This is a genomic window from Nitratireductor sp. (assembly GCF_017794765.1).
GTDB lineage: Bacteria > Pseudomonadota > Alphaproteobacteria > Rhizobiales > Rhizobiaceae > Nitratireductor.
In genome coordinates, this window is sequence record NZ_CP051236.1 from 2,363,839 (window position 1) to 2,389,854 (window position 26,016).

At 60.9% G+C, this 26,016-nt stretch carries 23 protein-coding genes; 6 read left to right on the forward strand and 17 right to left on the reverse strand.

Annotation, left to right across the window (positions count from 1 at the left end; genetic code table 11):
• Window positions 1-2: 2 nt before the first annotated feature.
• A complete protein-coding gene (locus HF949_RS11205; RefSeq protein ID WP_292895242.1) occupies window positions 3-854 on the reverse strand; it encodes a helix-turn-helix domain-containing protein in 852 nt (283 codons plus the stop codon).
• Between the two features lie 185 nt (window positions 855-1,039).
• Here HF949_RS11205 and HF949_RS11210 point away from each other — a divergent pair, with 185 nt between their 5' ends.
• The gene (locus HF949_RS11210) at window positions 1,040-2,053 is read left to right on the forward strand and encodes a fatty acid desaturase (RefSeq protein ID WP_441338365.1); all 1,014 of its coding nucleotides are present in this window, start codon (window positions 1,040-1,042) and stop codon (window positions 2,051-2,053) included.
• 39 nt (window positions 2,054-2,092) lie between these two features.
• Window positions 2,093-2,800 (forward strand): phosphate/phosphite/phosphonate ABC transporter substrate-binding protein, encoded by a 708-nt coding sequence (locus tag HF949_RS11215; RefSeq protein WP_292895245.1) that lies wholly within the window; start codon window positions 2,093-2,095, stop codon window positions 2,798-2,800.
• Here the strand turns inward: HF949_RS11215 and HF949_RS11220 are convergent.
• A complete protein-coding gene (locus HF949_RS11220; RefSeq protein WP_292895248.1) occupies window positions 2,797-5,361 on the reverse strand; it encodes a GcvT family protein in 2,565 nt (854 codons plus the stop codon). The genes HF949_RS11215 and HF949_RS11220 overlap by 4 nt on opposite strands.
• 28 nt (window positions 5,362-5,389) lie before the next feature.
• Complete coding sequence (locus HF949_RS11225) at window positions 5,390-6,958, reverse strand: trimethylamine methyltransferase family protein (RefSeq protein ID WP_292895251.1); 1,569 nt, start codon at window positions 6,956-6,958, stop codon at window positions 5,390-5,392.
• A gap of 347 nt (window positions 6,959-7,305) precedes the next feature.
• Here HF949_RS11225 and HF949_RS11230 point away from each other — a divergent pair, with 347 nt between their 5' ends.
• The gene (locus tag HF949_RS11230; RefSeq protein ID WP_292895254.1) at window positions 7,306-8,685 is read left to right on the forward strand and encodes an aspartate aminotransferase family protein; all 1,380 of its coding nucleotides are present in this window, start codon (window positions 7,306-7,308) and stop codon (window positions 8,683-8,685) included.
• 238 nt (window positions 8,686-8,923) lie between these two features.
• Here HF949_RS11230 and mmsB read toward each other — a convergent pair whose 3' ends face one another.
• The gene (gene mmsB, locus HF949_RS11235) at window positions 8,924-9,850 is read right to left on the reverse strand and encodes a 3-hydroxyisobutyrate dehydrogenase (protein WP_441338403.1); all 927 of its coding nucleotides are present in this window, start codon (window positions 9,848-9,850) and stop codon (window positions 8,924-8,926) included.
• The gene (locus tag HF949_RS11240) at window positions 9,850-11,019 is read right to left on the reverse strand and encodes an isobutyryl-CoA dehydrogenase (RefSeq protein WP_292895260.1); all 1,170 of its coding nucleotides are present in this window, start codon (window positions 11,017-11,019) and stop codon (window positions 9,850-9,852) included. The genes mmsB and HF949_RS11240 overlap by 1 nt, the downstream gene beginning before the upstream one ends.
• Before the next feature lie 125 nt (window positions 11,020-11,144).
• Here HF949_RS11240 and HF949_RS11245 point away from each other — a divergent pair, with 125 nt between their 5' ends.
• Entirely contained in the window at window positions 11,145-12,614 is a 1,470-nt protein-coding gene (locus tag HF949_RS11245) for a cobyric acid synthase (RefSeq protein WP_292900136.1), read from the forward strand.
• Between the two features lie 2 nt (window positions 12,615-12,616).
• Here HF949_RS11245 and HF949_RS11250 read toward each other — a convergent pair whose 3' ends face one another.
• The 4 genes from HF949_RS11250 to HF949_RS11265 form a co-directional block, all read right to left on the reverse strand.
• On the reverse strand, window positions 12,617-13,051 hold the full coding sequence (locus tag HF949_RS11250) for a VOC family protein (RefSeq protein ID WP_292895263.1): 435 nt from the start codon (window positions 13,049-13,051) through the stop codon (window positions 12,617-12,619).
• A 64-nt stretch (window positions 13,052-13,115) separates the two neighbouring features.
• Window positions 13,116-13,976 carry a helix-turn-helix domain-containing protein gene (locus tag HF949_RS11255; RefSeq protein ID WP_292895266.1) on the reverse strand — a complete coding sequence of 287 codons (861 nt, stop codon included), beginning with the start codon at window positions 13,974-13,976 and terminating at the stop codon, window positions 13,116-13,118.
• A 40-nt stretch (window positions 13,977-14,016) separates the two neighbouring features.
• Window positions 14,017-14,187 carry a hypothetical protein gene (locus tag HF949_RS11260; RefSeq protein ID WP_292895269.1) on the reverse strand — a complete coding sequence of 57 codons (171 nt, stop codon included), beginning with the start codon at window positions 14,185-14,187 and terminating at the stop codon, window positions 14,017-14,019.
• A gap of 50 nt (window positions 14,188-14,237) precedes the next feature.
• Window positions 14,238-15,023: a TSUP family transporter gene (locus tag HF949_RS11265; RefSeq protein ID WP_292895272.1), complete on the reverse strand. Its 786-nt coding sequence runs from the start codon at window positions 15,021-15,023 to the stop codon at window positions 14,238-14,240.
• 270 nt (window positions 15,024-15,293) lie between these two features.
• Here HF949_RS11265 and HF949_RS11270 point away from each other — a divergent pair, with 270 nt between their 5' ends.
• On the forward strand, window positions 15,294-15,710 hold the full coding sequence (locus HF949_RS11270) for a TerB family tellurite resistance protein (protein ID WP_292895275.1): 417 nt from the start codon (window positions 15,294-15,296) through the stop codon (window positions 15,708-15,710).
• Window positions 15,711-15,739: 29 nt separating this feature from the next.
• Here the strand turns inward: HF949_RS11270 and HF949_RS11275 are convergent, their stop codons facing one another.
• The 5 genes from HF949_RS11275 to HF949_RS11295 all read right to left on the reverse strand — a co-directional run bounded on the left by HF949_RS11275 (window position 15,740) and on the right by HF949_RS11295 (window position 22,089).
• The gene (locus HF949_RS11275; RefSeq protein ID WP_292895278.1) at window positions 15,740-17,374 is read right to left on the reverse strand and encodes an ABC transporter ATP-binding protein; all 1,635 of its coding nucleotides are present in this window, start codon (window positions 17,372-17,374) and stop codon (window positions 15,740-15,742) included.
• Window positions 17,371-18,243, reverse strand: coding sequence for an ABC transporter permease (locus HF949_RS11280; RefSeq protein WP_292895281.1), 873 nt, complete (start codon window positions 18,241-18,243; stop codon window positions 17,371-17,373). The genes HF949_RS11275 and HF949_RS11280 overlap by 4 nt, the downstream gene beginning before the upstream one ends.
• Window positions 18,240-19,187, reverse strand: a complete 948-nt coding sequence (locus HF949_RS11285) for an ABC transporter permease (RefSeq protein ID WP_292895284.1) — start codon at window positions 19,185-19,187, stop codon at window positions 18,240-18,242. The genes HF949_RS11280 and HF949_RS11285 overlap by 4 nt, the downstream gene beginning before the upstream one ends.
• 54 nt (window positions 19,188-19,241) lie before the next feature.
• Window positions 19,242-20,723, reverse strand: a complete 1,482-nt coding sequence (locus tag HF949_RS11290) for an ABC transporter substrate-binding protein (protein ID WP_292895287.1) — start codon at window positions 20,721-20,723, stop codon at window positions 19,242-19,244.
• A gap of 82 nt (window positions 20,724-20,805) precedes the next feature.
• Window positions 20,806-22,089 (reverse strand): acetylornithine deacetylase/succinyl-diaminopimelate desuccinylase family protein, encoded by a 1,284-nt coding sequence (locus HF949_RS11295; protein ID WP_292900138.1) that lies wholly within the window; start codon window positions 22,087-22,089, stop codon window positions 20,806-20,808.
• A gap of 190 nt (window positions 22,090-22,279) precedes the next feature.
• Here HF949_RS11295 and HF949_RS11300 point away from each other — a divergent pair, with 190 nt between their 5' ends.
• Complete coding sequence (locus HF949_RS11300; RefSeq protein ID WP_292895290.1) at window positions 22,280-22,711, forward strand: L,D-transpeptidase; 432 nt, start codon at window positions 22,280-22,282, stop codon at window positions 22,709-22,711.
• Between the two features lie 15 nt (window positions 22,712-22,726).
• Here HF949_RS11300 and HF949_RS11305 read toward each other — a convergent pair whose 3' ends face one another.
• Genes HF949_RS11305 through HF949_RS11315 form a run of 3 tightly spaced genes read right to left on the reverse strand, consistent with a single transcriptional unit; the run spans window position 22,727 to window position 25,946 of the window.
• Entirely contained in the window at window positions 22,727-23,647 is a 921-nt protein-coding gene (locus HF949_RS11305; protein ID WP_292895293.1) for a lipid A biosynthesis lauroyl acyltransferase, read from the reverse strand.
• Window positions 23,648-23,657: 10 nt separating this feature from the next.
• On the reverse strand, window positions 23,658-24,686 hold the full coding sequence (locus HF949_RS11310) for a zinc-binding dehydrogenase (RefSeq protein WP_292895296.1): 1,029 nt from the start codon (window positions 24,684-24,686) through the stop codon (window positions 23,658-23,660).
• Between the two features lie 39 nt (window positions 24,687-24,725).
• Window positions 24,726-25,946 (reverse strand): beta-ketoacyl-ACP synthase, encoded by a 1,221-nt coding sequence (locus HF949_RS11315; protein WP_441338404.1) that lies wholly within the window; start codon window positions 25,944-25,946, stop codon window positions 24,726-24,728.
• Window positions 25,947-26,016: the final 70 nt, after the last annotated feature.

The following is a 26,016-nucleotide window of genomic DNA, read 5'->3' on the forward strand; positions in this document are numbered from 1 at the left end:
TCTCATCCAAGCCGAAGGCTTTTGACAAAACCGGCCGCCTCATGGGCATTGATCTCGGCATCGCGGATCAGCCCGTCGAAATGCCGAGTAAGGCGCTGAAGGGAGCCAGTGGAGCTGATCACCAGATACATGCCACCCATATAAAGGGCTGCACGATAGGGGCCGAAGATCGTGTAGGGCGCGGAATAGCGGCGGCGACCATCGAACAGGAACAGACGGAAGGTGGGGTAGAGATCGTCGAGCAGGCGCGCCATGTGGATGACCTGTTCTGCCCGAACCTGCTCGGGCAGGGTGCGCCACACGCCTTCGCCCTTGGCGAACAGCTCCAGGGTCTGCCGGGGCATGCAGACCTCCATGTCGGTCTCGGGCCGGCGGTTATAGTCCACACGATACCGGGCCTCGCTGATCTGCGTATCGCGGCGCTGCGGCATGGCCTCGGCTTCATAGTGAATGACAGCCTCAGTGCGCAGGAGGTCGGGAATGCCCGAGGGCACGTAGCGGATCTTGGTGCCGACAGCCTCGGCATGCCATTTCGCAAGCATTGTGTCGTCGAACCCGCCCTGAGCCTCGGCGATCTCGAGGCTTTCGCGCAGGTCGCCGGTGATGCCCTCGTCCTGGCTGAGGCCCAGCAGCCAGTCGAGCGACACTTTGTGTTCGGCGGCGATGTTGATGAGCGTCTCGGCGCGCGGGAGGCGGGTGGACGCACCCGAGAGCAACTGGGAGAGGGCGGACCGGTCTATGCCGACGGCCGAAGCAAAGGCCGACTGGTTGAGACCCGAGCGTTGAAGCAGCGTTTTCAGGCGCTCACGGAAAGTGCCCGAGAGATCACGCTTGTCGATGACAGATTTGTCCATCCTGCAGCTCAAACATCCGATGACTTAAGTAAACACTTGATATGATTGGTGCGCATTGTCAACGAATAGTGCGCATTCTCGCATTGCGTGTATTTCCGTCTACTGACAGGATTCTGTCAGCATCAATCAAGCGCCGCTGTGGCGGGCAATGAAGCCTACCGGGGGKGGCGCGGAATCGGAACAGAATGCGTATGACGACCGTAAGCCGGGGCAAACGCCGCGCGGCAATGGAATGGCCGACCTTTGCCCTGATCATCGCCTGCCATGCTGCCTGGGCGATGGCCGGGTTTGCTCTGTGGCCCGGCTGGCCGCTGGCGGCGCTGGCCCTCCTGACAATGACGATCGCGCTCCAGAGTTCGCTCATGCATGAATGTCTGCACGGGCATCCCACGCGCTCCTCTGCCATCAATGAAGCGTTGGTGTTCCTGCCCATCGGGCTCGTCTATCCTTATCGCCGGTTCAAGGCGCTGCATCTGCGTCATCATGCTGACGAACGGCTGACCGATCCGTTCGAGGATCCGGAGAGCCATTACAGGGCCCTCTGGCAATATCAGGAAATGCCGGTCTGGGCGCAGCGCCTCCTGACAGTCAACAACACGATGATCGGGCGTTTCCTGCTTGGGCCAGCAATCATGAATGCAGGCTTTCTGATTTCGGAATGGAGGCTGATCGGCGAGAATGCGCCCGGTGTGCGGAGGGCCTGGCTGCTGCACGGGGTGGGGCTGGCCGTTGTTCTGCCCATCATTGCCTACGGTTTCGGAATGCCGGTGTGGCTTTATGTTCTCGTGCCGGCCTGGCTCGGACAATCGCTGATTTCGCTGCGCACCTTTGCCGAGCATCAGTGGTCGGAACGACCGGACGGGCGGACCATCATTGTTGAGCGCTCGCCGTTATCGCTCCTGTTTCTCAACAACAATCTGCATCTCGTTCATCACAAGATGCCGAGCGTGCCGTGGTATCGGCTTCCCGCACTCTACCGTGAGCGGCGGGCGGAGTGGCTCGCCATGAATGGCGGTTACAGCTATGCCGGTTACTGGGCGCTTCTGAAGGACTTCGCCTTTCAGGCCAAGGAGCCGGTACCGCATCCGGTCTTGCGGCGCATGCCGGAAGCTTCGCGCGGTTTTCGCCCGCGGGCGCATGGGCGCAGGATTGGCGGGCAGGGAACAGTGCCCGTGCCGGCAAGGCCGGTGAAGGAGTGAGCGCTTGCCTTGTGCACTGGCGACGTTGAATAAAAGCGCATGAGTGAATGGATTGCAGCCCTTCCCATGTATGACTGGCCCGAGTGCCGGGATGAAACCGATGCGCAATGGCGAAGCTGGCTCGACGCGCTGCGCGCCCGTGGCATCGATGCGCCAGAAAACCTGACGCGCAGCGGTGACCTGCAGGCACTTTGGCGAAACCCGCATCTGCTTCTGGCGCAGACATGCTGGGGGCCGATGGAGGCGGGGCTGGCCGAGCATGTGTGTGTGATCGGGCAGCCGGATTATTCAGCCTATGAGGGCGGTGAGGGGGCGTATTATTCGAGTGTGATCCTGATGCGGAAGAGCGTGGCTCGCTGTGACGTCGCTGCGCCCGCAGACGGGCGGGCGCATTTACCGCTTGATCTCATGCGGGGAACACGCCTCGCCTATAATGAAGTGCTCTCGCGCTCGGGCTTTCTCGCCCTGATTCAGGATCTGAAAGAGTTCAATGAAACCATTGATCTTTTTGCAGAAACACTTGAAACGGGTCGGCATCGCGCTTCGCTTAAAGCAGTGCGGGACGGGCGGGCGGATGTCTGTGCTGTCGATTGCCGGAGCTGGGCGCTGGCACAGCGTTTCGAACCTGGTGTCGATGGCCTGCGTATCGTCGGCTGGACAGCGAGGCGACTGGGGCTTCCTTATGTCACGAGCCGGAAAACGGACGCGGAAACGGTTGCGTCGCTGCGAGCAGCGCTTCTCTCCTAACTGCGCATTCTCTCACCCGCGGGGTCGAAGGGCGGCCCGACATTGATGCGCGCGGGACAGCGGCGGCCCAGGATCTCGATCTCGAAGAGGCCGGTGGTCTCGTCGTCGGAAAGAGCAGCCGGCACATAACCCTGCGCCATGGATTTTTCGACCGAATGGGCGTATCCGCCGGAGGTCACCCAGCCGACGACGCGCCACGCGCCATCGACCATGCTGGTGCCGGCCTTGGCGATCTCCCTGCCAGCTTCATCGAAGCGGGGCGCGCCATAGCCGTGTGGCGGTTCGACGGTGCCGAAATCCTGATCGCCGACCTTCGCCCAGATCGGCTCGTCGCCCATCACATCGGCGTCTTCGGCCTCGACGATGAAGGAGACACGGCGCAGACGCGGTCCCTCCTGCTTCTCCTCTATGGCGGCCTCGCGGCCGATGAACTCCCCCTTGTCCAGCTTGACGAAACGCTCCATGCCTCCCTCGAAAGGGCCATAGATCGGGCGCAGTTCGCGGAACCAGGTCGGGAAATTCTTTTCAAGCCGCATCGAGAGCAGCGCGCGCATGCCGAAATCAACAATGTCGAATTCGGCGCCCGAACCCTTGAGCGCCGTATAGACCTGGCGCTGACAGGCCGGCGGCATCCAGATTTCATAGCCGAGATCGCCGGTGTAGGTGAGCCGGTTGACCATGCAGGGCGCGCCGGCGACGGCCATTTCGCGGAAATCCATGAAGCGAAAGGCATCTTTCGAAATATCGATATCGACCAGTTTTTCGAGAACGGCGCGGGATTTCGGTCCTGCAAGCGACAGACCGACAAGGGTCTGGTCGAAGCGATGGACGTGCACCGTGCCGTCGGGCGGCAGGTGCTTTTCGAACCAGCGCATATGGTAGATTTGCGCGGCTGACGAACCCCAGACCATGAAGCGGTCGATGCCGTCTTTCGGACCACGGTTGGCAATGGTGAAATCGCCGATGAGCCTGCCGACTTCGTTGAGCATGGGAGAGAGGACGATGCGGCCGGGCTTCGGCAGGTGATTGGTCATCAGACGGTCGAGGAAGGCCCGCGCACCGGTGCCCGAAATCTCATACTTTGCAAAATTGGCGATCTCGGTGATGCCCACGCGCTCGCGCACGGCGCGCACCTCTTTCCCAACAGGCGCAAAATCATTGGACCGGCGGAAGGAGACGACATCCTTCGGTTCGGTGTCTTTTGGCGCGAACCAGAGGGGTGTTTCCAGTCCCCAGGAATCGCCCATGACCGCATTGTTGTCGCGCACCATGATGTCGTAGAGCGGCGTTGTCTGCGCCGGGCGGGCTGCCGGCAGTTCTTCATTGGGGAAGCGGATGGAAAAGCGGCGGGAATAGTTTTCCCGCACCTTGGCGTTTGTGTAGCGCAGGCTTGCCCATTCGCCGAAACGGGCGACATCCATGCCCCAGACATCGAATCCGGGGTCGCCATCGACCATCCAGTTGGCAAGGGCAAGCCCGACACCGCCACCCTGGCTGAACCCGGCCATGACGGCGCAGGCGACCCAGTAATTGGTGAGACCCTGAACCGGGCCGACAAGCGGGTTGCCATCGGGGGCGAAGGTGAAAGGGCCGTTGATCACCTGCTTGATGCCGGCGTTTTCCAGCGCCGGAAAATGGCGGAAGCCCACTTCAAGAGAAGGAGCGATGCGATCAATGTCCGGCTCCAGAAGCTCATGGCCGAAATCCCACGGTGTCTCGAGCGGCGACCACGGCTTCGCCGCCTTCTCATAGGTGCCAAGCAGAATGCCATTGCGCTCCTGACGCGTGTAGATCTCGCCCTTGAAATCGATCACACCGATCATCTCGCGGCCGGTTTCGCGGTTGAAAGCCTCCACTTCCGGCATGGGCTCGGTGAGGAGATACATGTGCTCCATGGCCAGAAGCGGCAGTTCCAGGCCCGCCATGCGGCCCACCTCGCGCGCCCAAAGGCCGCCGCAATTGACCACGTGCTCGGTTTCGACCGTGCCTTGCTTGGTGGCAATTTTCCATGTTCCGTCAGAGGTTTGCGTGAGTTCCGTGACTCGGTTTCTAAGCACGATTTCGGCACCGAGTTTCCGCGCGGCTTTCGCATAGGCATGGGTTGTGCCGGAGGGATCGAGATGGCCTTCGACCGGGTCCCACATGGCGCCGACGAAGTGGCGTTCGTCCATGAGGGGGAACATGGATTTGGCTTCAGACGGTGTGATGAGCTCGGTCTCTATGCCGAGATAGCGGCCCTTGGCGTGGGCAAGGCGCAGAAAATCCATGCGCTCTGGCGTGTCGGCCAGCATGACGCCACCGGTCAGGTGCAGGCCGCAGGACTGGCCGGAAAGTTCTTCGATTTCCCGGTAGAGCTGGACCGTATAGGCCTGAAGCTTCGCAACGTTGGGATCGCCATTGAGCGTGTGAAATCCGCCTGCCGCATGCCAGGAAGAGCCGGAGGTCAATTCAGAGCGTTCAATCAGCATGACGTCGCTCCAGCCGGCGCGGGCAAGGTGGTAGAGCACCGAACATCCGACCACGCCACCGCCGATCACAACTGCTTTTGCATGGGATTTCATAAGGTTGCACCTGTTACTGGAATCGGAACTAGAAATCCGTAGGCGCACCGCCCTCTCGGATACGGCGCTCGACGAACTCGTTAAGCTCGTCGCGAATTGCTTCCTCCATCGGCGGAAGCTCGTACATGGCAAGCCGCTCCTTCCAGAGCCGGTTGGCGTGATCGATCGCGGTGGGAGAGCCGGCCTGCGCCCAGGTCTCGTAATTGCGCCAGTCCGAGATGATGGGAGAATAAAAGGCCGTCTTGTAACGCGCCTGTGTGTGCGGGGAGCCAAAGAAATGTCCGCCTGGGCCGACATCGCGGATGGCATCGACACCAAGCGCGTCTTCCGACAGATCGAGCGGTTGCAGAAACTCGGCCACCATCTGCAGCAGGTCGATGTCGAGCATCATCTTTTCATAGGAGCAGCACAGCCCGCCTTCGAGCCAGCCGGCGGCATGTTTGACCATGTTTGCGCCGCCCTGAATGACACCCCAGAGCGAAAAAGTACTTTCATAGGCGGCCTGCGCATCGACCGTATTGGCGGCACAGACATTGGAGCTCCGATAGGGGATGCCGTAGCGCCGGGCGAGCTGTCCTCCCAGAAGCTGGGCTTTCATGTATTCGGGCGTGCCGAAAGCCGGCGCCCCGGAGCGCATGTCGACATTCGACGTGAAGCCGCCATAGCCGACGGGAGCGCCCTTGCGGACCATCTGCGCAAAGGCGATTGCGGCAAGAGCCTCGGCATTCTGCTCAACCACGGCACCGGMGATGGTGACTGGGGCCATCGCGCCAGCCAGTGTGAAGGGTGTGATGATGACGGCCTGTCCGTGGCGGCTCATCTGGATGATGCCTTCCATCATCGGTACGTCGAGCCTGAGTGGCGAGTTGGTGTTGATAATGGTGAAACAGGATACCTCGTTGGCAAACTGCTCGGCGCTGACCCCGCGAACGATCCGGGCAATTTCCAGACCGTCGAGATTGCGTTCACGCCCCAGCGAATAGATGTGGAAGGCCTTGTCGGTCAGGGTGGCGATGTCGCGCAGGCACTCCAGGTGCCGGGTGGAGGGGTGAATGTCGATGGGTTCGACCGGATAGCCCCCCTGGCACTGGATGATGTTGTGCATCTGCGAGAGCTTGATGAAATTCCGAAAATCCTCCTGATTGCCCGGTCTGCGGCCGCGGTCGAGATCGGAGCAATTGGGCGCGGACGCCATCTGCGCGAGAATGAGGCTGTTGCCGCCCATATGGAGATTATGCGCCGGGTTGCGTGCGTGGACCTCGAACTCGGATGGGCAATGAGCGATGTAGTCGAGGATCAAAGCGGGATCGAAATGAACGCGCTGGGTATCGGCGCGCACATCGGCGCCATGGGCTTTCATGATCGCGCGCGCTTCGTCATGAAGCACCTCGACGCCGATCTCGCTCAACACGCGTAGCGAGGCCAGATGTATGGCTTCAAGCTGGTCTTCAGAAACGATGCGCGTGGGCTCGAACGGGTTGACCAGGCGACGAAAAGGGGGCTGTTCGAAATGTGACGTGCTGGCGCGCTTTGCGGCACGCCCGCCGCGCCTCGAGCGGGCGGAGCCGGGATCAGCGGTTGCGAGGTCCTGCGTCATGGGCATCCTTCGTGACTGCTGCACATTCTCGATGATGGAGCCAAGATCGGCGGGATACGGCAGGGCTGGCGACCTGTAGCGTCAGAGATGCGACATATTCGCCGCCGCGCGGGTGGGGCGGTACGGGCAATCCTGCTTGAACAGCGCAGTCGTGTGCGGCTAGAGTCTCCTCATGAAGCACCGTGCGACCCACGAACATGGCATCTTGCCGGCGGCCAAACCGTCGCTGCGTACGCGGCACGCGGAATTGCTGCGGCTTTGTGCGCGCATCGGATATTCGCCTCCGGCTTCTGTTTGAACGAGGCTCCGGCGTTGCCGGATCATTTCAAGCAGAAGAGGCCAAACTCATGACCTATCAGAATTTTTCGCTGAAGCAGCTTCAGACAATGGACGCTGCGCACCATTTGCATCCATTCACCGACCACAAGGATTTGCGGGCCGCCGGTTCACGCATCATCACCCGTGCCGATGGGCCTTTCGTCTATGACATGGAGGGCAACGAGATCCTCGACGGGATGGCCGGCCTTTGGTGCGTGAACATTGGCTACGGGCGCGATGAGCTGGCCGAAGTGGCCTATGAACAGATGAAGGAGTTGCCATATTACAATTCCTTCTTTCGCTGCTCGACGCCTTCACCGGTGCTGCTTTCGCAGAAGCTGGCGGAGATCGCGCCGGAGAACATCAATCAGGTCTTTTACGGGTCGTCCGGCTCGGAAGCCAATGACACGGCGCTGCGGCTGGTGCGGCATTATTGGGCACTTGAGGGCAAGCCGGAAAAGAACCGCATCATTTCGCGCAACTGGGCCTATCACGGCTCCACCGTTGCGGCGACGTCGCTTGGCGGCATGGGGGCCATGCACGGGCAGCTCTATGGCGCCGTGCCGAACATCGACCACGTGATGCCGCCCTATGCGTTTGATCTGAGGGAAGCGGGCGAGAGCGACCATGATTTCGGATTGCGCGCAGCCAAGGCAGTTGAGGATGCAATCCTCGCGGCTGGGCCGGAGCACGTTGCAGCCTTCATCGGTGAGCCGGTGATGGGCGCGGGCGGCGTCAAGATCCCGCCGGAAAGCTACTGGCCGGAGATCGACCGCATCTGCCGGAAATATGACGTGCTCTTGATGCTGGACGAGGTGATCACCGGCTATGGCCGTACGGGCGAGTGGTTTGCTGCCAGGCGGCTCGGTCTTCAGCCAGACACGATCACGACAGCCAAGGCCCTGACGTCCGGATATCAGCCGCTTTCAGCACTTCTGGTTGGTGATCGGATTGCCGAAACGCTGGTCAAAAAGGGCGGAGAGTTCTTCCATGGCTACACCTATTCGGGGCATCCGGTAGCCTGTGCGGTGGCGCTGAAGAACCTGGAAATCATCGAGCGGGAAGGGCTGGTAGAGCGTGTGCGCACCGACACTGGCCCTTATCTCGCCGAAGCATTGCAGGCGCGCCTCGGCGACCATGGTATTGTCGGCGAAGTGCGTTCCTTCGGCCTTATGGCGGCAATCGAGATCGTCTCGGGCAAGGAAGCCCGCAAACGTTTTCCCGGTGAAGGGGCCGCCGCTTCATGCGTGCGCGACCACGCTATCGCGGGCGGCATGATGATGCGGGCCGTTGGAGACACGATGATCCTGTCACCACCCTTGATCTGGACGCGCGAAACCATCGACATGGCCTGCGACCGTATTTCTGTGGCATTGGATAAGGCCGAAGCGGAGCTTCGTAAAAGCTGACGATCCAACAAGGAAAAACCGCGTGTCTTCGGGCGGGAAGAGACGCGGTTTTACATCACTCGAATACTTCTCTTCGCCATTACGCAACACTGCGAAGAGTTCCCGTACCGGTACGCGAGACCTGATCCGGCGTCGGGGAGGCTTCAAAGCCGCCTCGACGTCATTTCTAGCCGCTCATGGTTACCGGGAAGTTAGCGCGAAGTATAAAATCGCTTTTTTTTGCCGGCATTCTATATTTTCAGCTTTGCTTGCCGCGCAGGAAATTGATGATCCCGGAGAAATCGGAGCCTTCGTGCCCCATGGCGTTGAACAGCGTATAGAGCTGGGTGGCCTCCGCGCCGAGCGGAGTGGCAGCGCCGGCGCTCTGGGCGGCTTCCTGTGCCAGTTTCAGATCCTTGAGCATCAAGGCTGCCGCAAAGCCTGGCTTGTAATCGCGGTTGGCCGGGGAGGCAGGCACCGGACCAGGCACGGGACAATAGCTTGTCAGAGACCAGCACTGGCCCGAGGATGTGGAGGCCACGTCAAACAGCGCCTGATGGGAAAGGCCGAGCTTCTCGGCCAGAACGAAGGCTTCGCCCACGGCGATCATCGAAATCCCGAGGATCATGTTGTTGCAGATTTTCGCGGCCTGACCGGCGCCGCCATCACCGCAATGGACGACGCGCCCCGCCATCGGTTCGAGAATCGGACTGGCCCTGGCGAATGCGTCCGCCGAGCCGCCGGCCATGAAGGTGAGGGTGCCTGCTTCCGCTCCGCCCACGCCGCCGGACACCGGCGCGTCTATGGAAAGAAGCCCGTGCTCGGAGGCAATGTCATGCGCCTTGCGGGCTGACTCCACATCGATGGTGGAGGAATCGATCAGGAGCGCACCCTTGCGGGCCTTAGCAGCAATGTCGGCATAGACGGACAGCACGTGTTTGCCGGCAGGCAGCATGGTGATAACGACGTCCGCATCCTTCACCGCCGCCGCGGCACTGGCCATGACCGTGACGCCGTTTCGCGTGGCGGTTTCAAGATTTTCCGTGACAAGGTCGAAACCCAGTACCGTATGCCCTGCCTTGACGAGATTGGCGGCCATGGGGTTGCCCATATTGCCGAGACCGATGAATGCGATGCTTGCCATATATTCCTCCCGGGAGCGGCGATGCGGTTTCGGCGGCGGGATCAGCTCCGGCCGACCAGATGCCTTGCAATGATGAGGCGCATGATCTCGTTGGTGCCTTCGAGAATCTGGTGAACGCGCAGGTCGCGCACCAGTTTTTCGACGCCGTATTCATGCAGATATCCATAACCGCCATGCAGCTGGAGCGCGTCGTTGGCGATTTCGAAACAGGTGTCGGTGACGAACCGCTTGGCCATGGCCGACCATTTTGAGGCGTCCGATGTCTTGGCGTCCAGCTTGGCTGCGGCGGTGTAGAGCATCATCCGTGAGGCCTGCAGATTGGTTTCCATGTCGGCAAGCTTGAACTGGAGCGCCTGAAAGCGATTGATAGCCTGGCCGAACGCCTCGCGTTCGCTCGTGTAGGCAAGGGCCTTGTCGAGCGCGGATTGGGCGCCACCCAGCGAACAGGCGGCGATGTTGAGACGCCCGCCATCAAGCCCGGCCATGGCAATGCCGAAGCCGGCGCCCTCATTGGACAGAAGGTTTTCGGCAGGCACCTTACAGTCCTCGAAGATCACCTGGCGGGTCGGCTGCATGTGCCAGCCCATTTTGAACTCGGCCGGGCCGAAGGAAAGGCCGGGCGCATCCTTTGGGACGACGACCGTGGAAACGCCCTTGGGACCGTCTTCGCCGGTGCGCACCATGGCGACATAAATGTCGTTTTCGCCAGCACCCGAAATGAACTGTTTGGTGCCGTTCAGCACGTAGTCGCCGCCGGACTTGACGGCCTTGGTCTTGAGGGCGGCGGCATCAGAGCCGGAACCGGGTTCGGTCAGGCAATAGCTTGCGAGCCATTCCATCGAGGTGAGTTTCGGCAGGAAACGCTGGCGCTGTTCCTCGTTGCCGAATGTGTCGATCATCCATCCGGCCATGTTGTGGATGGAGATGAAAGAGGAAAAGCCCGGACAGGCGGCAGCAAGGGCCTCGAATATCAGCACCGCGTCGAGCCGGCCGAGCGCCGAGCCACCGACATCGTCGCGCACATAGATGCCGCCGAACCCCAGCGGACCGGTCTCGCGCACCACATCGGCGGGAAAATACTTTTCACGGTCCCAGTCGAGTGCGTGCGGGGCGACGCGATCGGCGGCGAAGCTCTGCGTCATTTCCTGAATGGCGCGCTGGTCTGCGTTGAGCCCGAATTGCTCCGCAGCCTGTGAAACGCTGGCGTCCATAACGTCCTCCCGAAATGGAATTCCTTCCCTGATCGAGCAGTTTAGTGCATTGAGTGGACCGCGCAATGCGAGGTGTGGCACAGGCGCTGTGCATCAAACGCGGTGAGGATTTAGACGGGATGACCATGGCGCGCGCGATCATGCTGCAGGGTACGGGCTCGGATGTGGGCAAATCGGTGCTGGTGGCGGGGCTCTGCCGTATGGCGAAACGACGGGGGCTCAAGGTTCGCCCGTTCAAGCCGCAGAATATGTCGAACAATGCGGCCATCGCAGCTATTCCCGGATCCAGCGAAATGGGAGAGATAGGGCGGGCGCAATGGCTGCAGGCTTTGGCCTGTGGGGTTGCGCCGACCGTGGACATGAACCCGGTGCTGATCAAGCCGGAGAGCGACACGGGCGCGCAGCTTGTGGTGCAGGGGCAATCACGTGGTTCGGCGCGGGCGCGTGACTATCAGCGCAGCAAGGGTGCATTGATGGCGCCTGTGATGGACTCCTTTGAGCGGTTGCGCAAGGAGGCCGACCTGGTGATTGTCGAGGGAGCCGGATCGCCGGCCGAGATCAATCTGCGCGCACGCGACATCGCCAATATGGGCTTTGCCACGCAGGCCGATGTGCCTGTTGTTCTGGTGGGGGACATCGACCGGGGTGGGGTGATCGCGGCGCTGGCCGGCACCCATCTCATTCTCGACGAAGCCGACCGGCGCATGATCGTCGGCTATATCGTGAACAAGTTTCGCGGCGACCTCTCGCTGTTCGATGACGGGATCGCCGCCATTCACCGGTTCACGGGCTGGCCGTCCTTCGGCGTCGTGCCGTGGCTTGCAGAAGCGCATCGGCTTCCGCCGGAGGATTCCGTCACACTGGCGCGGCGCTCGAGCCCGCTACCGGCAAAGCTCAAGGTTGCGGTGCCGATGCTTTCGCGGATCGCCAATTTTGACGATCTCGATCCGCTTTCCGCCGAACCGGAAGTGGAGGTGGTGTTCGTACCGCCGGGCGAACGGCTACCGCGCGATGCAGAATTGATCGTGCTGCCGGGGTCAAAGTCGACCATCGGCGATCTGGCGTTTCTGCGCCGTCAGGGCTGGGACGAGGATCTCAAGGCGCATCGGCAACGCGGTGGACACATTGTCGGTCTATGCGGCGGATATCAAATGCTCGGCCGTAGCGTCGAGGATCCGGAAGGGTTTGAGGGAACGGCAGGCCGTGTCGAGGGGCTCGGGCTGCTTGATGTGGAAACGGTCATGCAGCCGCAGAAGGCGCTGCGCGAGGTTGAAGCCGTCTCACGCCCATATCTGATGTCGATCAGCGGCTATGAAATCCACATCGGTCGGACCTTTGGGGCCGACTGTGCCCACCCAGTCGCCATGATCGGCGACAGGGCGGAAGGTGCCATGAGCAGGGACGGTCGGGTATTGGGAACCTATCTGCACGGGCTGTTCAGTTCCGATCCGTTTCGGGCCCGCTTTCTCAGTGAGTTCGGCATACAGACCGGTGGCGCGGGTTATCGTCTACAGGTCGAAACCGCGCTCGACGACATCGCGCAAAGGCTGGAGGAGCATCTCGACTGCGACGCTCTGTTGGCAGCCGCACGCTGAAACTATTCTGCGGTCGGGCTTTCATGCGCCTTGGGCCAGTAAGTGCCAAAACACCAGATATTGCCCTCCGGGTCGGCGCAGATGAAATCGCGGCTGCCGTACTCCGTGTCGCGGAGACTCTGTAGGGTTTTCGCGCCGGCGTTCTTTGCCCTGGCAAAGAGCAGGTCCGTGTCGTCCACCGCCACATAAGTGGACTTTCCACCCGCCTGGCCAGCTGTTCCAACGAGATCACCATAGGCATCGGCCGCCGCTTCACCGACCATGATCATGGATGATCCAAGAGCAAGTTCGGCATGGACAATGCGGCCGTCGTGCTCGTGCTGGGCGTGAACACGGAAGCCGAACGCTTTCTCTAGCCACGCGATCATGCGGGCGGCATCACGGTACCGAAAAGTGGGATAGATGCGAGGCGCTTCAAGCGAGGCGAACTGGTTCATGATGGTCTCCGTTTTGTTTACGCAGCAGCTTGGCAGCGACACACGGACCCGTCTTGAAGAAATGTTACCGCCGATCAGCGCACCGGCGCTTCCACCCGGATGGAGTCTCGCCGCAAAACTCCAGAAAATCGCGGCTCATATGAGCCTGATCGGAAAATCCGCACTCCTGTGCAATATCGGCCCAGGAGCGCTGACCTGTCATCGCGAGGCGACGCACATGATGAAATCGCACCATGCGCGCATAGGTTTTGGGAGCAATGCCGACATTACGGCGGAATATCTCGTTGAGATGTTTACGGCTGCAATCGAGTTCGGCTGCAATCGTGGTGATGGACACTGTTCCCTGGCTTGCGGCGATGTGACCGATAGCCGTAGCGGCTTGTCGGTCGGATGGGGGCTGTTCAAGCAAGCGCCGGTAGACAAGCGTTTCGACGAGATCGAGGCGACGCTCCCAGTTGGGCTCTTCCTCCAGACGGTCACGCAATCGGTGGGCAGACAGCCCGAGGATATCGTCCAGCGGAATCATACGGGCAGCAAGTTCACTCATGGGCACGCCGAAAAACCTGTGTGCGCCGGTCGGGGTGAAGTCGACCTGAACACAGGCGCTCTCGCCACGGGAATCGATGATCGCCGGGCCGGCAAAAAGACCGGATGTGAAGCAACCGAACCGTTCATGCTGTTCCGGCACCCTGCCGAGCGCAATCGCAAAGGAGGATGAGAAACTGAAAATAAGGGGAACGGCCAGAGAGGCAGCCTCGATCTGGCGAAAGTGTCCCTTTTTCCTTTCTGCATAACCGGTAATGCCAAGCACGGCATCGCAGAACGCCGGCTGCGGACGACGGTGGCGCAGGAAAAAACAGTCAGGATCCGGCGGGAGAATCTCTGCCGCCGTGGTCAGACCCGGTAGTCCTGAACCATCATACATCCAGGCACGATACTGCCGCCCGCCGCATCTGAAAAGACGGTCAGAAGCCCTTCAGCACCGCGCCTCCGGCAAGAAGAATATAAGCCAGGCTCAAGATCCAGAATGACGGGATCGGCACGAAGGAGAGGAGGTTCAACGCCGCGAGAAGTGCAATCACGGCGATCACGAGGCTGAGAAGAAAGACGAGCTTTGAGGGTGCATTGAGTGTCATGGGTATCCCCGGTCAGGTTTAAGCAGGGGTACGTTAAAGCTCGTCGCAACTTATAGGCCAATATATCGCAGAAGCGGGTTGTTGCCGTCCATAAGAAGCCTTGTTGCCAATGCCACACAGACGAGAACAAGAAGAGGCTTGATAATACGCGCGCCCTTTTTCATTGCGAAAGCAGCACCGATCCGGGCTCCGGCAATCTGCGCCAACCCCATGATCAGCCCGACCTTCCAGGCGATGGCGCCAACTGCGGCAAACGCTGCAAAGCCGCCAACGTTGGACGCGAAGTTGAGAAATTTGGTATGCGCCGTCGCCTTAAGCAGGCCCTGTCCGGCAAGGCCAACAAAAGCGAGCATGAAGAACGACCCCGTTCCCGGGCCAAATGCGCCATCGTAAAATCCCAGAAGCGGGGCAATGGTGAGACCAAACAGGAATGGTGAGATGCGTTGGGCACGATCGATATCGTTCAAATTCGGCTTGAACGCGAAATACAGCGCAACGGCTATGAGCAAAAATGGAAGCATACCACGCAACAGTTCGGCTGGCAGGACAGTGGCCACAAGCGCGCCGGCGATGGACGCGAGAAATGAGAAGATGGCGGGAAAAATCTGGCTTGAAACGCGCACGTGACCGGCTTTCGCATAGGCATAAACAGCCGCGCCGCTCCCAAACATCCCCTGCAGCTTGTTTGTACCCAGCGCAAGCACGGGCGGGAACCCGGCGAGCAGCAATGCAGGGATGGTGACCAGGCCACCGCCGCCGGCGATCGCGTCCATAAAGCCGGCAAAGAAAGCTGCCAGCGCCAGCAGCAGGAGAATTTCGAGACTTGCTTCAAACATATTCAGGGGGTAGCCAGCGATGAGATGGCTTCTTGCAGCACAAGCGGATGGAGACCGCAAGGTGAATTGATGATTGTACATGAAGCTTTGTGCTGTGGCGCTATGGATAGGGAATGAACTTGACGACGACGCGCGGCAAAGCAGTCTGGAAGTGTCCGAATTGAGCTCTGTCCCGCCGGCGGAGCTGTCTGAGAATGTTTTGCGCAGTTTTGCGGGAGCGCGGCGGCGCTTTGGTGTCGTGGTAATGGGGCAGGGAACCGGGAGAAAGCCATGTTCGCATCGGCAGAATCCGATGCAGATGCAGGAGGGCATGCGATGACAGCCGCCATGAACGCAATGGCTGCCGAAGTGCTTTTGTTGCTGCGGCTGGCTTTGACCGACGAGGCCGTGGGGCCGCGGGAGGCAGCTGTTCTGCGCCGCTTCGCCGCCAGCGCCCTTAAACTCTCCGAAGAAGAGGTCGCAGAAATCATGTCTGCGTTAGTGGACCTAACGTCGGAAGCCGAGATCATGCAGGCCAGAATGAATCTGCGACAGTTGAGCCATGCAAGGCGGCTTATCCTCGCAGAAACCCTGTTTGAACTGGCAATGCGCGATGCCGAACTCTGCTGTCGGGCCGAGCGGCTTACAACACGCGTCTGTGACGTCCTGGCACTTGGTACTGAGGAAGTCGCTCATCTCTCGCGCTGATTTGTGGAACGTTTGCAGCAGCAACGCTTCTAGTCGCCAGTGGCCCGCTGCCGGGTAGCCACAGCCCGTTCCAGATCAGGTGCGGCGGCAACCAGCGCACGTGCTGCTTCCGATTTTGGGTTTTGCAGGACGGTCGCTGTGGGCCCGCTTTCCACGATCCTCCCCTCATGCATGACCATGACATCGTCGGTAATGGCACGGGCAACTGTCAAATCATGCGTGATGAAGAGATAGGTCAGATCGAGACGCTGGTTCAGATCGGCGAAGAGATCGAGCACCTGCGCGCGTATGGATACGTCGAGCGCTGAGACGGGTTCGTCGGCCACGATCAGCTTCGGTCGGGTGATGATGGCGCGGGCAATCGAAATGCGCTGGCGCTGGCCACCGGAAAATTCGTGCGGATATTTATGCATGTCGCCCGCGTTAAGACCCACCGATTCCAGTGCTTCGGCAACACATTCGCGGCGCTGTGCCGCCGTAGGCTTCCGGTCGAGCAGATGCAAAGGCTCGGCAACCAGCCGCTCCACCCGGTGGCGAGGGTTGAACGAGCCATAAGGATCCTGAAAAACCACCTGCATGTTGCGCCTTGCATGGCGAAGCTCGTACTCACTCCTGCCGCCGAGCGTTTCACCGTTCAGCCGGATCTCGCCCGCAGTTGGCCGGTCGAGTGCGAGAATCATGCGGGCAAGGGTCGACTTGCCGCAGCCCGAACGTCCCACCAGGGCAACAGCGTGACCGGGCGCCAGGGAAAAACTGACGTTGTCAACGGCGCGAAAGGGCTCGGGTTTGGCGAAGAGCCCCTTGCGGCGGCCGGGATAATCGCGCGTGACGCCGGAAACCGAAAGCAGAGGCTGCGGTTCTTGCTTTTCGGCCTTCTCCTGTGAACGTGCGCGGGCCGGTACGTGTGTGGAGGCTTCTGCGAGCTGGCGCGTGTAAGGGTGTTTCTGTTCGCTCAAAACCCCGACCGTCGGGCCGCTTTCCATCACCGCACCATTGCGCATCACGCTCACGCGGTCGGCCATGTCGGCAACGACGGCAAGGTCGTGCGAGATGAGCATGAGACCCATGCGATTTTCCGCCACCAGATCGCGCAGGAGATCGAGGATCTGCGCCTGGAGTACGACATCGAGTGCGGTGGTGGGTTCGTCTGCGATCAGGAGCTTGGGTTTCAACGCGCAGGCAATGGCAATGACGACGCGCTGGCGCTGGCCGCCAGAGAGCTCGTGCGGAAAGCGCGAGAGCGGGAATTTGGCCTCGGGCAGGCCGACCCGGTCGAGAATGGCCCGGGCACGGGCTTCGGCGTCCGGGCGATTGGCGCCCGTGTGCCAGCGAATGCCCTCGGCCACCTGTTCGCCAATCGTCTTGACCGGGTTGAGCGCGGTCATCGGCTCCTGAAAGACCATGCCAAGATCATCGCCGCGCAGCCGGCACATGGCCTCTTCGGGGGCTGCCAGAATGTCTACCCCGTCGAAGGTGACGCGGCCCTTCGCGCGGGCGAGCTCCGGCAGGAGCTGCATGACGGTGAGGGCGGTCATGGATTTTCCGGAACCGGATTCGCCAACAACGCCCAGCACTTCGCCCGGGGCGATCCGAAGGTCTATATCTCTGAGAACCGGGTGACCGGCGATCGAGAGCGACAGGTTTTCGATTTCAAGCAGGCTCATCGCTCGCGCCTCAGTCTCGGGTCGAGAAGGTCGCGCAGGCCATCACCCAAAAGGTTGAGCCCGAGCACGGTTATCACGATGGCGAGGCCCGGAAAGACTGCCAGATGCGGGGCAATCATCATGCGGGTCTGCGCCTCGAATAGCATGCGGCCCCAGGAAGGCATGGGAGGCTGCGCGCCAAGGCCGAGATAGGAAAGGCCCGCTTCGGCCAGAATGCCGAGCGCGAACTGGATGGTGCCCTGCACGAGCAGCAGCGCAGCGATGTTGGGCAGGATATGCTCGATGGTGATGAGCGCCTTGCTCTTGCCGGCGGCACGGGCCGCGAGAATGTATTCGCGCGGCCAGATGGAAAGCGCACCCGCGCGCGCCACGCGGGCAAAGACGGGAACGTTGAAAATGCCGATGGCGATGATGGCGTTGATCGCGCCGGGGCCGAAAATGGCGGTGATCATGATGGCTGACAGGAGGGCGGGAAAGGCGAAGACGAGATCGTTGAAGCGCATCAGGATTTCATCGATCAGGCCACCACGGGCCGCAGCCCATGTGCCGAGCGGGACACCGACCCCCATGCCGATGCCGACAGCGACGATGGCAACTGCGATGGAATTGCGCGCGCCAATCATGATCATGGAAAGAATGTCGCGGCCGAGGTGATCGGTGCCGAGCGGATGAGCAAGCGAAAGGCCCTTCATGCGGTCGGCAACGACGAGATGGGTAATGTCGTAGGGTGTCCACAGGAAGGACAGGAGCGCCATCGCGGCAACGAGGATGGTGATGATGGCACCAATCACGAAGGATCGATTGGCAAAGGCCATCTCGAGGAAGTGACGCTCCGGTGGAGGAGAAGGAGGCGGCGCATCCGGGGTCATCGGCGTGTCCTCAGGCGCGGATCGACGATGGCGTAGCCGATATCGACGAGAATGTTGACGGCGATGACCGTGGCGACGAGCAGCATAACCACGCCTTCCACGACGATGAGATCGCGCTGGGTGATGGCCTGGAAGATCAGGCGCCCGAGACCGGGCAGATAAAACACATTCTCGATGATGATGGTGCCGGCAAGCAGAAAGGCGAATTGCAGGCCGAGAATGGTGAGCACCGGGATGAGCGCATTGCGTAGCGCATGATGCCAAAGGACAATGCGGCGCGGCATGCCTTTGGCGCGCGCGGTGCGGATATAGTCCTCGCCGAGCACTTCGAGCATGGCCGAACGGGTGACGCGGGCGAGGATGGCCGCCTGCGGCAGCGCCAGAGCGATGGCTGGAAGAAGAAGGGCTTTGAACCCGGCCCACAGCCCTGCATCCCAGCCCGGAAAACCGCCGGCGGGCACGAGGCGAAGCCATACGGCGAAGAGATAGATCAGGATGAGCGCAAACCAGAAATTGGGGATGGCGACACCGATCTGGGCCGCGCCCATGCTGATTGTGTCAGCAGGCTTTCCGCGCCTTGAGGCGGCGAAAATCCCGACGGGCAGGGCGATTGCCGTGGACAGGAAGAGCGAGATGAGCGCGAGCGGCAGAGACACCAGGACGCGCTCGCCGATCAGTTCGAGCACCGGCGATGAATAGGTATAGGAATTGCCGAAGTCGCCAAGCGCCATGCCGGCAATCCAACCGAAATAACGCAGGAGAACCGGCTGGTTGAGGCCCATTTCCTCACGCAGGGCAGCCAGCGCCTCGGGTTGCGCGTTCATGCCGAGCATCAACAGGGCAGGGTCGCCCGGGACGATTTCCAGAACCAGAAACACCACGGCGGACGCCACTACAAGAGTGACAAGGCCGATGGCGATGCGCTTTGCGAGAAAGGCGAGCATGGTCAGGTCCGGACCTCTCGCGGCCTGTATCGGCCGCGGAAATCCTTTCGGCCTTTAATCAGACCATTTCACCCCTGTCAGGTCGTTGGCCTGAATGGGCGAGTTTTCCCACATGCCCTGAAGCTTGGCGTCCCATACGCCGATCTTGGGAAGCTGGAACATGAAGCCGTTGACTGCATCCTCGGCGATGATTTTCTGGGCCGTCTGATAGAGCTCGATCCGCTTTTCCGGCTCGGCGGTTGCGTCGAGCGCGTTCATGACTTCCTTGAAGGCGGGGTTCTTGTAGTTGAAGTAATAATCGTCGCGGGCATAGATGTTGATGTCGTTCGGCTCCGTGTGGGAGACGATGGTGAGATCGTAATCCTTGTTCTTGAACACCTGTTCAAGCCACTGGGCCCATTCGACGGGTATGATCTCCAGTTCTATGCCGACCTGGCGCAGCTGCGAGGCGACGACCTGTCCGCCATCGCGCGCATAGGCCGGAGGGGGGAGCTTGAGCGTGGCCTTGAAACCGTCGGGGTAGCCGGCCTCCGCGAGGAGTGCTTTCGCCTTTGCGGGATCGTAGGGATAGGTGCCGGTCAGGTCCACGTAGGCTTCATTGGCGGGCGAGAAATGCGAGCCGATGGGCGTGCCGTAGCCCGAACCATTGCCGGCGATGATCTCTTCCCGGTTGAGCGCATGGGCGATGGCCTGACGCACCTTGATGTTGTTGAAGGGTTCCTTGCCATTGTTGGTGGACAGGATTGTTTCGCCCTCGGTGGCACCAATGGCAACGACGAAGCGCGGATCATTTTCGATCTGGCTAAGCGCATCGCCGGCGGGCATCTGCGGGAAAGCCTGCACATCGCCCGATAAGAGCGCGGGAATGGCGGCGGCGGCATCGGGAACAACGCGGAACTCGGCCTTTTCAAGCGCAACCGGCTCACCCCAGTAGTCCGGGTTCTTCACCAGCGTGACGGACGACCCCTTGGCCCATTTGTCGAATTTGAAGGGACCGGTGCCGATCGGCTTTTCCTTGTTGGTTTCAGCCGATTCGGGCGCAACGATGACCGCATCGCCCCAGCCCAGATTGTAGAGGAAGGAGCCCTGTGGGGCCGACAGCATGATCCGGATTGTCTGGGGGTCGATTACTTCGACCGTGTCGATGGCCGCAAAGAGTTGTTTTTGCGCATTGGTTGAATTTTCGGCGCGGGCCCGATCCAGCGTGAACTTCACGTCCTCGGCATCAAACGTGGTGCCATCATGGAAAGTCACCCCGGAGCGCAGCTTGAAAGTGTAGGTCTTGCCGTCGTCGGAAACCTCCCAGCTCTCGGCGAGCGCGGGCAAAACCTCACCGTTTCTGCCGATGCGGGTCAGGCCCTGAAAAAGATTGGCGTAAAGGATTTCGTCGATCGCGGCGGCAGCACTGGCGGTGGGGTCGAGATGAGGCGGCTCCAGAACGACGCCGATCACGAGATCGGTGCGGGCAGCCAGGGCCGCCGTTCCTGCAGCCAATAACAGCGTCGCGCCGCCGATAATGGACTTGATCGTGTTCATGTCTCTCTCCCGCAGGGCCGTGTGATTTTTCAGGATTGAAGCGTGATTCAGCGCGGCTGTAAATCACGCATTGAAATGAGGTTTATCGCGGCGGAACGACACCGCGCAACAGAACGTCGAGGCTCATCGCCATGACGGTGGCTGACTGCACCATATCTTCGATGCCGACCCATTCGTCGGGCTGGTGGGCAAGGTCGAGAATGCCGGGGCCATAGGCAACGCAGTCATGAAGGTGGCCGATGCGCGAAATGTGCTTCTGGTCGTAGGTTCCAGGTGAAATCACATATTCGGGTTCCTTGCCGAATACCTCGCGAATACCCGCAGCAATGGCGCTCGGCACGGGCGCGTCTTCTTCCGTCATGAGCGGCAGAACCTCCATCAGATCGCGCATTGAGTAGTCGAATTTCGGACGCTCGCGTTTCAGGCGTTCCAGTATGGAGACCACTTCGCCTTTCACCTCCGAAATGTCTTCCTCGATGAGGAAACGGCGATCGATCACCATGCGGCAGGAGTGGGCCACATTGGGCGCGGGGAGCCCGGGGAAAAAATCCTCCGTCTGGCCGCCATGCACCGAGTTTATGTTCATGGTGGAGCGGCGCGCGCCCTCGGGCACGACCGGCATCCGTGTTTCCTTCGCGTCCAGCGCAGGGAACAGCTCTTCCTCGAAGGCATGGAGGAGCGCGCCCATGTGGCGAATGGCCGAATCGCCGAGGAACGGCATCGCACCATGGGCAATGGCGCCGCGCGTCTCGATTTCCGCCCACCACACACCGCGATGGCCAAGACAGATGCGGTCCTTGTTGAGCGGCTCGGGAATGATGACGTGATCCACGCGCGGCTTCGAAAAGAAGCCGTCCCGTGCAAGATAGGCAACCCCGCCAAAGCCGCCGGATTCCTCGTCCGCCGTGCCGGAAATCTCGATGGCACCGGGAAAATCCGGATAGATCTCCAGAAACGCTTCGGCTGCGATGATTGAGGCAGCGAGGCCGCCCTTCATGTCGCAGGCGCCACGCCCGAAAACCTTGCCGTCCTTCACGACGGCGGCATAGGGGTCGACCGTCCAGCCTTCACCGGCTTCCACCACATCGATATGGGAATTGAAATGCACTGTGGCGCCGGGGCTGCGACCCTCGCGCCGCGCGATGACGTTTGTGCGCGGATAGCGGTCTGAATCGCCCGGAGCGCCCACACCCCGGACGAATTGCGTGGCAAAGCCCCTGGCTTTCAGCCGACGCGCAATGTATTCGCAGCACGGCGTATACGCGTCTCCGGGCGGGTTCACCGTGGGAAATCGTATCAGATCGGAAGTGAGTGCGACGAGGTCGTCCGTCCTGCGCCGCACCGCCAAGGCAAGCTGTTCGTTCATGAGGGCAATAGAGCGGCATGTGGCCAGCTTGGCAAGATCGCGCGCGCACGGAAATGTGAAGAGGTAGAACTTGTCGCGCACGAGGCAGTATAGTTCTATTTACCAAGGACATTTGGGGTTTTGTCATGAATTGACGTTAGATGCGTCAAGACAACGGGTAGAAACTTAACACATGTAGCGGGGGGCGCTCATGAAACGGTTTTTCTTTGCATTGGCCTTGGCCGGCCTGATTCTTTCGGGCGGCGCAACAGAAGGCTTTGCGGCACGGCTCGTGGCCAAAGTCAGCTTGTCGAAGCAGACAATGACGGTCATGCATGGCGGACGCGTGTTGCACCGCTGGCGGGTATCGACCGCGCGTCGCGGCTATGTGACGCCGCGGGGGCAGTGGCGCCCCACCCGCATGCACAAGATGTGGCACTCGCGCAAATACGACATGTCGCCCATGCCCTATTCGATCTTCTACTATGGTGGCTATGCGATCCATGGCACCAATGCGGTGTCGAAGCTCGGGCGGCCTGCCTCACATGGATGTGTGCGCCTGCATACGGCCAACGCGAAGCGGCTTTATTCGCTGGTGCGGAAGGTCGGGCCGCGCAACACGCGGATCGTCGTCACGGATTGAACGTCCGGAGGCAGGCTACATTTCCCACCGCTTGTGGAACCACATCCACTGGCCGGGATCCTCGCGAACCCAGCGCTCCACAACGTCGTTGAGCAATTGAGCGCTGGTATCGATGTCGATCATGCCATCCGCCTGCCTTGGCAGGGCGATCTTGTCTTCCACGATGAGACGATAGCGGCCGCCAGGCAGGCGCTTGCAGCGGGCCGGGTAGACATCGCAGCCATATTGACGCGCAAGTTTGGGCAATAGCGGGTTGGTCTTGCATTCGCGGCCGAAGAAGTGCGTCTTCACGCCCTTGCGGAATTTCTGGTCGACCAGAACGCCGATATTGCCGCCATCGTCCAGAACGCGGGCGAGTTGAAGGGCCGCCCCCGCCTGTGAGGGCACAAGCCCGCCCATGGCGCTGCTGCGGGTTTTCAGTATGTAGTCAGCTACATAAGGATTGTTGGGCGGTCGGAAGAGCGATGTGGTGGCGAGCTCGAAGCGGGCGGCAGCGATCGGCAGGAATTCGAAATTGCCCAGATGCCCGGTGAAGAAGATGTGCGGAACGCCCTTCTCGTCGCGCAGGCGCTTGAAGATCTCAACACCTTCCACCTCGACACGGCCAGGGGTTTCAGCCTCCGGATCGAAATCGAACAGCTTGTCGAGAAACACATACTCGGTTGCAAGACGCGCCATGTTGCCCCACATGTCGAGGGCGATGGTCTCGATCTCGGCTTCGCTCTTTTCGGGATAGGCCTGCCGCAGATTGTCGACTGCCAGTCGATGACGGCCTACTTTGGGCCCGAGTTTGCGGGCGACCTTTTCAGCCAGACCAAGCGCCTTTTCTGGCGGCAGCTTGCGCAGAAGTGTCAGAATACCGATCACCATGCGCGCGGTGAGCCAGTATTCCAGCGTCTTGAGCCGTTTGCCGATTGAGTAGAGAAAGCGCTTCATGGGGCGCAGGTCAGTCCACGCGCAGGATGATCTTGCCGAACACGTCGCGGCCTTCCATGCGAGAAAGCGCCTTGTCTATATCGGTAAAGCTCACCTCGGTGTCGATGACCGGAGAGCAGAGCCCACGCGCCATCTTCTGCATGGCGTTGGCCATGTTTTCCATGCGGCAGCCGAAGGAACCGAAAATCTTGAGTTGCTGCTGGAAAAGCTGCATCAGGTTCATGTTGGTGGAAACACCGGAGGTGGACCCGCAGGTGACGAGGCGTCCGCCGCGCTTCATGGAAAGGAGCGAGCCCGCCCAGGTGTCGGCGCCTACATGCTCGAACACCACATCGACACCGCGCTTCTTTGTGATCTTGCGCACAACCCCCTCGAAGCGGTCCTCGCGGTAATTGATGACGTGATCGGCGCCAAGTGCCCTGGCTTTCTCCACCTTGTCTTCGGAGCCCACCGTGGTGATGACGGTGCAGCCCAAGCTCTTGGCAAGCTGGATGGCGGCGGTGCCGATACCGGAGCCACCGGCCTGAACGAGGATCGTTTCGCCGGGCTCGAGCTTAGCATTGTCGAAAAGCATGTGCTCGACGGTGCCGAAGGTGACGGGCGCGACGGCAGCACCGATTTCGTCCACACCGGGCGGTGCCGGGACGAGGAGACGTGCGGGCAGATTGATTTTTTCCTGTGCAAAGCCATCAAGGTGAAAACCGTGCACGCCGGAGACATGTTCGCACAGATTGTCGCGGCCTTCGCGGCAGGGGCGGCACAGGCCGCAGGTGCGTGCGCCATAGATGGAAACGAGCTGGCCTGGAAGCAGATTGCTGACGCCGGGACCAACCGTCTCGACCACGCCGGACGCCTCGGCTCCAACCACAAGCGGCATTTTTCGCTTGGCAAACGCCATGCCGCGCCAGCCCCAGACATCGATGTGGTTGAGGGCGACGGCACGGATCTTCAGGGTCACTTCGCCCTGTCCGGGAGCCGGGGGCGGCGCAAGATCGACTGTCTCAAGCTTGCGATCGGCGACGAGTTGAAGTGCGCGCATAATGAATTCCGATGGTTTTGGGCAATTGAACCCGGTCGATTAGACCGGTTCGCGGGCCATGACAAGGCAGGTGTTCTGTCCGCCGAAGCCAAACGAGTTGGAAAGAACGGTCGAAACCTGCGCTTCGCGCTTCACGTTTGGCACCACGTCAAGCTCGATCGCCGGGTCCGGCGTGTCATAGTTGATGGTGGGCGGAATGATGCCTTCACGCATGGTCATCAGTGAGAAAACGGCTTCGATGGCACCGGCTGCAGAGAGCGTGTGGCCAATCATCGACTTGTTGGAGGATATTGGGGTGGTCTTCATGCGCTCGCCAAAGACGGTGGAAAGCGACAGATGCTCCATCTTGTCGTTTTCCGGTGTCGACGTGCCGTGGGCGTTGACATATTCGATCTCGTCTTCGGCCATGCCGGCATCCGCCAGGGCCGCGCGGACCGCGCCGATGGCGGGCGAGCCGTCGGGCTTGGAACGGGTGCGGTGGAAATCATCGGCCTTTTCGCCGCAGCCGCGCATGATGCCGAGGATTTCGGCACCGCGCGCAAGGGCGCTTTCCAGAGATTCGAGCACCAGCGCGCCGGCACCTTCCGCCAGAACGAACCCGCTGCGATCCTTGGAGAAAGGACGCGATGCCTTTTCCGGCGCGTCGTTCTGGGTGGTGAGGGCGGACAGAAGCGAGAAACGGATGAGCGCTTCGGCTGTTGCCGATCCGTCCGCACCGACGGCGAGCGCCCGGTCGCATTCGCCACGACGGATCGCCTCCGCGCCCAACTGGATCGCGGTCGCACCCGACGCGCAGGCAGTCGACATGGTGATGGGCAGTCCGCGTGTTCCGTAGCGCTCGGCAAGCCTGTCGGCGATGGTGCCGAACTGGCTTTCCTCAAAAAGCTCCATGGCGCGGGCTTCCCTTGCTGCTTCGATGAGCGAGGGATTGCCGTTGTGACTACGGGCTTTGGCGTAAAGCGCTAGACGGTGATGCCAGTCTAGCTCGACCGGAGGCGCTGCCAGAAAGAGCGGTCCACCGAAATCGGAGGCGGGCAGACCGGACTGTTCGATGGCTTCCGCGGCCACGAGATCGGCGAGGTGGTGCGTGTGGACGCTCGCCCCTTTCGTGCTCGACGGCAGGAAATCGACCATACCGGAAATCGTGGTGGCCAGATGATCGGTAGGAAAGCGCGTGATGGGGTGGATGCCGGACCGCCCGTTTATCAGCGCATCCCAGTTCTCTGCGCGGCCCTGGCCGAGAGAGGTGACGACACCCATTCCGGTGACGGCGATAACGGGTCTTCCAAAGCTGTCGGTCGTTTTCACGGGATCGCTTTCTTCAAAATCC

What these genes read in the sequence shown, in the direction of transcription:
- HF949_RS11205 (WP_292895242.1), bottom strand. Translation starts at nt 854, where the DNA reads ATGGACAAATCTGTCATCGACAAGCGTGATCTCTCGGGCACTTTCCGT.
- HF949_RS11210 (WP_441338365.1), top strand. Translation starts at nt 1,040, where the DNA reads ATGCGTATGACGACCGTAAGCCGGGGCAAACGCCGCGCGGCAATGGAA.
- HF949_RS11215 (WP_292895245.1), top strand. Translation starts at nt 2,093, where the DNA reads ATGAGTGAATGGATTGCAGCCCTTCCCATGTATGACTGGCCCGAGTGC.
- HF949_RS11220 (WP_292895248.1), bottom strand. Translation starts at nt 5,361, where the DNA reads ATGAAATCCCATGCAAAAGCAGTTGTGATCGGCGGTGGCGTGGTCGGA.
- HF949_RS11230 (WP_292895254.1), top strand. Translation starts at nt 7,306, where the DNA reads ATGACCTATCAGAATTTTTCGCTGAAGCAGCTTCAGACAATGGACGCT.
- HF949_RS11240 (WP_292895260.1), bottom strand. Translation starts at nt 11,019, where the DNA reads ATGGACGCCAGCGTTTCACAGGCTGCGGAGCAATTCGGGCTCAACGCA.
- HF949_RS11245 (WP_292900136.1), top strand. Translation starts at nt 11,145, where the DNA reads ATGGCGCGCGCGATCATGCTGCAGGGTACGGGCTCGGATGTGGGCAAA.
- HF949_RS11250 (WP_292895263.1), bottom strand. Translation starts at nt 13,051, where the DNA reads ATGAACCAGTTCGCCTCGCTTGAAGCGCCTCGCATCTATCCCACTTTT.
- HF949_RS11255 (WP_292895266.1), bottom strand. Translation starts at nt 13,976, where the DNA reads ATGTATGATGGTTCAGGACTACCGGGTCTGACCACGGCGGCAGAGATT.
- HF949_RS11260 (WP_292895269.1), bottom strand. Translation starts at nt 14,187, where the DNA reads ATGACACTCAATGCACCCTCAAAGCTCGTCTTTCTTCTCAGCCTCGTG.
- HF949_RS11265 (WP_292895272.1), bottom strand. Translation starts at nt 15,023, where the DNA reads ATGTTTGAAGCAAGTCTCGAAATTCTCCTGCTGCTGGCGCTGGCAGCT.
- HF949_RS11270 (WP_292895275.1), top strand. Translation starts at nt 15,294, where the DNA reads ATGTTCGCATCGGCAGAATCCGATGCAGATGCAGGAGGGCATGCGATG.
- HF949_RS11275 (WP_292895278.1), bottom strand. Translation starts at nt 17,374, where the DNA reads ATGAGCCTGCTTGAAATCGAAAACCTGTCGCTCTCGATCGCCGGTCAC.
- HF949_RS11280 (WP_292895281.1), bottom strand. Translation starts at nt 18,243, where the DNA reads ATGACCCCGGATGCGCCGCCTCCTTCTCCTCCACCGGAGCGTCACTTC.
- HF949_RS11285 (WP_292895284.1), bottom strand. Translation starts at nt 19,187, where the DNA reads ATGCTCGCCTTTCTCGCAAAGCGCATCGCCATCGGCCTTGTCACTCTT.
- HF949_RS11290 (WP_292895287.1), bottom strand. Translation starts at nt 20,723, where the DNA reads ATGAACACGATCAAGTCCATTATCGGCGGCGCGACGCTGTTATTGGCT.
- HF949_RS11295 (WP_292900138.1), bottom strand. Translation starts at nt 22,089, where the DNA reads ATGAACGAACAGCTTGCCTTGGCGGTGCGGCGCAGGACGGACGACCTC.
- HF949_RS11300 (WP_292895290.1), top strand. Translation starts at nt 22,280, where the DNA reads ATGAAACGGTTTTTCTTTGCATTGGCCTTGGCCGGCCTGATTCTTTCG.
- HF949_RS11305 (WP_292895293.1), bottom strand. Translation starts at nt 23,647, where the DNA reads ATGAAGCGCTTTCTCTACTCAATCGGCAAACGGCTCAAGACGCTGGAA.
- HF949_RS11310 (WP_292895296.1), bottom strand. Translation starts at nt 24,686, where the DNA reads ATGCGCGCACTTCAACTCGTCGCCGATCGCAAGCTTGAGACAGTCGAT.
- HF949_RS11315 (WP_441338404.1), bottom strand. Translation starts at nt 25,946, where the DNA reads ATGGGTGTCGTCACCTCTCTCGGCCAGGGCCGCGCAGAGAACTGGGAT.